Origin of the sequence: Bacillus sp. SG-1 (assembly GCF_000181495.1) — a bacterium.
GTDB lineage: Bacteria > Bacillota > Bacilli > Bacillales > Bacillaceae_B > Rossellomorea.
The window spans coordinates 86873-94496 of the sequence record NZ_ABCF01000007.1; the positions used below are offsets into that span (position 1 = coordinate 86873).

Here is a 7624-nt window from a genome sequence, read left to right on the forward strand (position 1 = left end):
TGTCACCTTTTTCTGACCATCTCGAATGTTTCAGCCATTGGCTTTGTATACATCTGGCCGGCCATTCTTCCAACTGGTTTTAATTTTTCCGTATCAATCCTGCCCTTGTAGTAGAGCTCATCATCCACTCTGACATATTTCACTTTTCCAATGACTAGGCTCCCTGCACCCGCTTCTTCCCCGAAATGGAGAACCTGATGAAGCGAGCATTCCAGCTGTACTTTGCTTTCCTTGACAGCCGGTGGTGCCACCATCACGGACGGTATCTTAGTCAAACCGGTTTCCTCAAATTCATCCACGCCGGCTTCAAATTCGATTGCCGTGTTGTTCATCTGCTCGGCAAATTCTTCACTGACGACATTGATGACAAACTCTTTGGTGCTCTCAATATTGTTCAGCGTATCTTTCTTGCTTCCATCCGTTCCCCTTCTCATCGGCGAAAAACAGACAAGCATAGGATCGGCGCTGATGGCTGTAAAAAAACTGAAAGGAGCGAGGTTGGCCCTTCCGTTGTCATCTACTGTGGAGACAAATGCAATCGGACGCGGGACAATCGAACCGACCAGCATTTTATACGCGTCCTTCCATTCAAGCGTTTCCGGTTTCATTTCCATTGGAGCCCTCCTTCTCTTCTGCTATGACTTGTTTTAACCCTTCGAGGAATGTTCGGTTATCTTTTTCCGTTCCAACGGTTACCCTTACGGTAGTCGGATAGCCAAGCAAAGTACCGGCACGGACAATAATTCCATGTTTCAGGAGACCTGCCGCCACAATATCTCCCCGGACGCCGCAATCCACCATGATAAAATTGGATTGTGATGGAAAATACGATAATCCCATTTTTTCAAATTCATTTTGCAGGAAGTTCCGGCCTTCTTCATTCTTTATAGCACACTGCTCAATGAATGGCTGGTCTTCCATTGCGGCAATCGCCGCTCCCTGAGCAAGCCGGCTGACGTTAAATACATCTTTTACCTTAGTCAGTTGTGTCGCAATCTCCTCGTTCATGACACCGAATCCGACACGCAGTCCCGCCAGTCCATAGATTTTTGAGAAGGTCCTCAATACAATCAAATTTTCAAACTGCTGCAGGAGTGGAATACAATGCAAATAATCCTCTGTTGTCACATATTCTACATAAGCTTCATCTACGATAACCAGAACGTGTGAAGGGACACGCTTTAAGAAATTTAGAAGTTCCTCTTTTCCGTTTATGGTCCCGGTAGGATTATTGGGATTGCAGACGAAAACCATTCTGGTCTTATCTGTAATGGCAGCCAGCATCCCTTTTAAATCATGAACTCCATCTATGAGAGGTACTATGACCGGTGTCCCCCCTTCAAGGAACACATTGGTTCTGTACCTCGGAAACGTGACATCCGCCATTACGGCTTCGTCGTCCTCATTTATATAAGCTCTTGTCAGCAGGCGGATGACTTCATCAGAACCATTGCCGAACACAAGCTGTTCCTGTCCGACATTTAAGTACTCACTCGTCTTCTGTTTCAGCTCCTGGGCCATTCCATCCGGATAAAGATAGATATCTGAACCGCCAGTGCTCAGGTATGCCTTTACCCTTGGAGAACAACCATATATATTTTCATTTTCCGATAGTTTGCGGATTTCCGAGAGTCCAAGTTCAGCTTTTATATCCTCCATGCTCTTTCCGAGGACATAGGGCGCGATCTCTTCTACTCTTTTTCTTGTTTTGAATTTCACGGTCACTCTTGACCCCCGCTTTCTTCTTGGAACTTTGACACTCTGAACCTATTAAAATAAAGGCAGGATTGCTTTATTATTCTAGTACGTTATGTTACAGAAAGGCTGTTTGATATCTTAGTATAGGCCTTATGCCTGGAGATAGTTATCCGTGCCAAAATCCTTCTTTAGAGAGTTCGATTCTTTTTTATGCTTAATCAACGTACTCTATGAATCTCTTTGACGGTGTCGATTAGGTGCCAAGACCTATTCCACACCCCCATTTGGCCCCTTTGACACTATCGATTCCTCGTCAATACCTATTCCGCAACCATTGACTCTCTTTGACTACATCACTTCACCTCAAGAGCTTAATCAAAAGTTTCTAAGAGACCGAATTCAATACTTTTCAGAAAAGCACATCTACATCTCCTACCTTCCGGGTTACAGAAAAGGGAGCCCCTTCAAGGTGCCAATCATCTTGAATGATAGATTGAACGTGACTCCTTCCTTGAATGGGACATCCCTCATTGGTAAACGCGCAACGGCATCCTCAATGCTATTCTTTATAAGTTTCCGCGGCGCTCCTGTTCGCGTTCTATGGATTCAAACAGTGCTTTGAAGTTTCCTTCACCAAAGCCTCTTGCACCCTTACGCTGAATCACTTCAATGAACAATGTCGGTCTGTCGACGATTGGCTTTGTAAAGATCTGAAGAAGGTAACCTTCGTCGTCCCTGTCTACCAGAATCTTTAATTCTTTGATCTTCGAAATCTCTTCATCTATTTCCCCTACACGCTCTGACAGCATGTCATAGTATGTGTCAGGTGTATCAAGGAATTCTACTCCGTTTTCTTTAAGAATAGAGATCGTTTCCACGATGTCCTCAGTTAAAATGGCGATATGCTGAACACCAGGGCCATTATAGAACTCAAGGTATTCCTGGATCTGCGATTTTCTTTTTCCGTCAGCCGGTTCGTTGATCGGAAACTTGATCCGGCCGCCGTTATGCATAACCTTAGACATCAGTGCGGAGTATTCTGTGTTGATGTCATCATTTGTAAAGTGCCTCATTTCCTTGAATCCCATCACTTTTTCATAATAAGACACCCACTCTTCCATTCTTTCAACATTTCCTACCACATGGTCGACTGCAATGATCCCTGCGTCCTTGAATGGAATTTTCATTTCCATAGCTTCGAAACCTGGCATGAATACACCTTTGTAGTCTTTACGCTCTACAAGTGTATGGATGGTATCACCATATGTACCGATAATCGCCTTCTTGATTGTTCCGTTGTCATCAGACAAAGTCATCGGAGGAGTGATTTCAATGGCACCTCGGGATACAGCCTCACTGTAAGCCTTTTCAACATCATCCACAACAAGAGCGATGTCTTTAATGCCGTCGCCGTGTTTTTTTACAAAAGATGCTACGCGGGAGCTTTCCGTAAGTGACCCGGTAACCAGCATACGCACTTTGTTTTGCTGCAGAACGTAAGAAACGGTTTCACGGTTCCCCGTTTCCAATCCGGAATAGGCAACAATCTTGAATCCAAACGCTGTACAGAAATAATGGGCTGCCTGTTTCGCATTGCCCGTGTAGTATTCCAAATAGTCTACGTCTCTTACTGGAAAGAAATCTTCAACCTGTTGGTTGTTGTTTGCTTCAGCCATTTTACCTTGCATTTTAACTACCTCCATACTTTTATTTATTATTCTAAATATTATAATAGTTTCAGGATTAGCTTTTCTCAAGAGCGGGAGTTAAAGCGGAAACGCATCACCGCGGTAAAGGATTTATACTTTCGAAAACTCCTTTTGTTTGACCGGAGGGAGATGAACAGCCTTTCCTTTTAAAGCCTCCATTGCCTCCTGCAAGCTTTCACTGGTATGGGGATGAGGGTAGTATGGATAGGAAAAATCTTCGTCTCTTCCCGCCATCTCCATTCCCACAGCCGATCCGGAAATCATCTCTACAGCACTGTTTCCGATCATATGAATACCTAAAATCAAATCAGTATTAAGATCGGCAACCACTTTTATCAGACCTTCTTTTTCACCGATCAGCTGGGCAAAGCCGTTACCGCCCATCGGGTAAATACTTACAGACACTTCATGATTTTCAGCAGCTTCCTTCTCGGTCATTCCAATTGAAGCAATTGGAGGAATGGTTTGGGCAATAACAGGCAGCAGCACATCATCATATGCTGAGGGCAAGCCTGCAGCACTTTCCGCAGCGACCTTTCCTTGTTTGATCGCTTTAACAGCAAGAGGTGACCCGGTTGTCACGTCTCCAACTGCATAAATGCCTTGTATGGAGGTCAGGCAGGAAGAATCAGCTTCTATGCGTCCATCACCTGTCAAATTCATTTTTAACCTGTCAACGCCCAAGCCATCAATATTTCCTTTGAGCTTGGATGCTGCCAGGAAATACGAAGTTTCTATCGTCACTGAATCACTGTCCTGCTTCGAAAGAGTAACAGAAACGCCATCATGTGTTTCCTTAACTTCTTCCGGAGAGAAACCAGTCATCAGTTTCACATTCATTTTCTTCAAGACCCTGGTCAGTTCTTTATTGATCGAATCGTCAAATGGAAGCTCCCCATCTAATACAAGAGTCACTTTTGTCCCTAACGCAGCAAAGCTAGAGGCTGCTTCAAGCTCTATATAACCGCTCCCATAGACTACTAATTCTTCAGGAAGCTCGCTCAGCTCATAGATGGAAATCTCATTTAGGACTCTGCTGCTGTAACCGGAGATAAAGGAAGGAAGCTCTCTTTTGGCACCGGTCGCTATGATGGCGGATTGAAAGGAATATACTGTGAATTGATGTCCGTTTTCCACACCGATTTTATTCTCCGCTAAAAATGAAGCCGAACCTTTTATCACTTCCACCTTGTTTGCCTTGCAAAGTGAATCTACTCCCTTTTTCAATTGGGCTATTAAACTGCTTTTATAATCATGAAGCTTGGTCAGATTCACCGACACCGAACCTGAATCAAGACCCATCTTTTGATAGTGAGCCATTTCTTTATGTTTTTTCGCTAACTGCGTAAAGACCTTCGATGGAATGCAGCCTTTGTTCAGGCAGACACCGCCAAGTTCTTCCTTTTCGATCAGCAGCACTGACAACCCCAGCTGAGCTGCTCTAATGGCAGCGTGATAACCGCCAGGACCGCCGCCGATGATGACCAGCTCACGTTCTTCTGCCAATTCACCCACTACCATTTACATCAACTCCACTAACATGAGATTTGGATTTTCTATCAGCTCGGCAAACCGGTTGGTGAATGCCACTGCTGTTGCTCCATCTGCCGCGCGGTGATCAAAAGACATCGAAATATTCATCATGGAACGGATGACGATTTCATCATTCTCATCGACCATCGGCCTTTTCTTCGTTTTATGGAAGGATACCAAGGCCACTTCCGGGTGATTGATGATCGGCGTTGCGCCGATGGATCCACCCATCGGTCCTACATTGGAGATGGTGAAGGTTCCGCCCGTCACATCCTTAGCGGCAAGCTTATTCTCCCTTGCTTTAAGAGTGAATTCCTTCATTTCAGAATGGATGACTTTCAATGACTTGTTCTCCACATTTTTGACAACCGGTACAATCAGGCCGTCTTCCGTATCGGTCGCAATTCCGATATGATGCTCATTGTTAAATGTAATCTGTTCTTTTTCTTCATCCACTCTTGCATTAAAAATTGGAAAGTCTTTGAGTGCGATGGAAAGTGCCTTCACAAAAAAGGCAGAAGCTGAAATATTCGTATCTTTAAGCTTTAAGCCATTTCTCAATTCCATCAGATTCGTGACATCAATTTCCTCAAAATGAGTACAGTGAGGAATCGTCTTAAGAGATGACTTCATCTTCATTCCGATTTGTTTCCGCCTGCCCCTGAAAGGAATGCTTTCTCCATGAACGGACACTTTTGGCTTAGCTTCTGGTCGGGAAACCTCCTGCCTCGTTTCTTCCGCGTTTGGCTGCGATGGAATTCCGCTGGCTATGAATCTTCTAACATCTTCATCTGTAATCCTACCTGCAGCCCCTGTTCCCTCCACTTCCGTAATATCAATATTGTTTTCCCTTGCAATTTTTCTCGTATACGGCGAAGCGAGGATTCTTTTTCGGTTACGGGGAGCAGCCGGAGCAGTTGATACAGCTGAGATCATTGGCTTTTCCTGCTTTACTTTTTGTTCTGGTTTACTGCCGCCAGCTGTTTCCATGACTAAAACGACGGTTCCCACTTCAATCGTTGTTCCTTCTGAAACTAGAATTTCTTTAATTGTTCCAGCAGAAGGAGAAGGGATTTCCGCTGTCATTTTATCTGTCTGTACTTCGACCAATGGCTGATCGGCCTTTACAGAGTCACCGGCCTTAACAAAAAAATGGCTGACGTGAGCCTCCGTCATTCCTTCACCGATATCATGCAGTTTAACTTCCACCCTCTTCACCCCCTAGAATTTGGCTGCCTTTTCAACTGCCTTCAGCACTCTTTCAGCAGTCGGCAGATAATAATCTTCAAAACCGAAGTATGGAACAGGTGTATCAAATCCTGTGACCCTCTCGACAGGAGCTTTCTGATATAAGAAAGATGTGTCATTGATAATGGCTAGAACATCATTACCAACCCCTCCTGTTGCATGGGCTTCATGAACAATCACAGTCCTGCCTGTCTTCTGGACAGATTGGGCAATAATATCTTTGTCTATTGGATAAAGCGTCCTCAGATCGATCACTTCGCAGCTGATCCCTCTGCTCTCCGCTTCTTTTGCTGCTTGGGATGCTACAGCTACCATTGCACCCCACGCAATGATCGTCACATCTTCGCCTTCCTTAATTACATTCCCTTTGCCCAGTTCGATTGAATATTTCTCTTCCGGTACATCCTGCTTTGCTGCCCGGTAAATACGCATTGGCTCCAGGAAAAGGACAGGATCCGGATCTTCTATGGATGCAATCAACAACCCTTTTGCATCATATGGATTCGAAGGACAGACAACCTTCAGCCCAGGCATATGTGTAAAAATGGCTTCAGTACTGTCTGAATGTATTTCAGGGGCTCGGACTCCCGCTCCATAAGGGGCCCGGACTACAAGCGGACAGGTGAAATGTCCGAGTGTCCTTGCCCGCAAGCGTGAAGCATGTGTCATCAGCTGCTCATAGGCAGGATAAATAAATCCGAGGAACTGGATTTCTGCTACAGGGATAAAACCGTTCGCCGCCATGCCGATTGCTGCACCAATAAAGCCCGCTTCACTTAAAGGCGTATCCATGACCCTTTCCTCTCCGAACTCTTCCTGTAATCCATCTGTTGCCCGGAATACGCCCCCGTTTTTACCAATGTCCTCACCAAGGAGCAAAACATTTTCTTTTTCCTTGAGCATGACCCGCATGGCGTCCGTAATGGCCCCGACCATTGTCAGCTTATTTGTTTTTACCGCCGTTTTCATTATCCTTCACCCCTTAACTGCTGGAGCAGCAGGTCTTTTTGCTCAGAAATTGTCCATGTCGGCTTTTCAAATACATAATCGAATATCACTTTCGGATCTGCTTCCGGATAGCTCTCTAATTCCTCTACAGCCTGATCCATTTCTGCCGTATATTCTTTTTGGACAGAATCAGCCCACTCCTGATCCCACCAGCCTTGCCTTTCCATGTAACGCTGAAGTCGGGCAATTGGATCTCCAAGCTTCCTGCGTTCATCACTTTCTGACTGATCCCTGTATTTCGTCGGATCGTCGGCCGTCGTGTGAGCGCCATATCTCCACGTCACCGCCTCAATCAACGTCGGACCTTCACCATTCCTGGCCCTCTCTAAAGCTTTTAACGTTTCAAAATAAACCGCAAAAATGTCATTCCCGTCAATGCGCACTCCCCGGGATATCATACGCCAGTGCCTTTTGCGCAATGGTTTTGG

Annotated in this window: 6 protein-coding genes and 1 pseudogene; all 7 read right to left on the minus strand. The window is 45.2% G+C overall.

What is annotated here, in order from left to right; all coding sequences use genetic code 11:
- Positions 1 to 2 precede the first annotated feature (2 nt).
- On the minus strand, positions 3 to 614 hold the full coding sequence (locus BSG1_RS06985) for a flavin reductase family protein (protein ID WP_006836267.1): 612 nt from the start codon (positions 612 to 614) through the stop codon (positions 3 to 5).
- Positions 589 to 1725: a histidinol-phosphate transaminase gene (gene hisC, locus BSG1_RS06990; protein WP_006836268.1), complete on the minus strand. Its 1137-nt coding sequence runs from the start codon at positions 1723 to 1725 to the stop codon at positions 589 to 591. The genes BSG1_RS06985 and hisC overlap by 26 nt, the downstream gene beginning before the upstream one ends.
- Before the next feature lie 539 nt (positions 1726 to 2264).
- Positions 2265 to 3401 carry a 4-hydroxyphenylpyruvate dioxygenase gene (gene hppD, locus BSG1_RS06995; protein ID WP_006836269.1) on the minus strand — a complete coding sequence of 379 codons (1137 nt, stop codon included), beginning with the start codon at positions 3399 to 3401 and terminating at the stop codon, positions 2265 to 2267.
- A gap of 96 nt (positions 3402 to 3497) precedes the next feature.
- Positions 3498 to 4928, minus strand: coding sequence for a dihydrolipoyl dehydrogenase family protein (locus tag BSG1_RS07000; protein ID WP_006836270.1), 1431 nt, complete (start codon positions 4926 to 4928; stop codon positions 3498 to 3500).
- Complete coding sequence (locus BSG1_RS07005; RefSeq protein WP_044022538.1) at positions 4929 to 6149, minus strand: dihydrolipoamide acetyltransferase family protein; 1221 nt, start codon at positions 6147 to 6149, stop codon at positions 4929 to 4931. It abuts the gene before it with no gap.
- A gap of 12 nt (positions 6150 to 6161) precedes the next feature.
- Positions 6162 to 7157, minus strand: coding sequence for an alpha-ketoacid dehydrogenase subunit beta (locus tag BSG1_RS07010; protein ID WP_006836272.1), 996 nt, complete (start codon positions 7155 to 7157; stop codon positions 6162 to 6164).
- Positions 7157 to 7624 (minus strand): annotated as a pseudogene (locus tag BSG1_RS07015) (thiamine pyrophosphate-dependent enzyme); the annotation flags it as partial. The pseudogene BSG1_RS07015 and the gene BSG1_RS07010, both read right to left, overlap by 1 nt.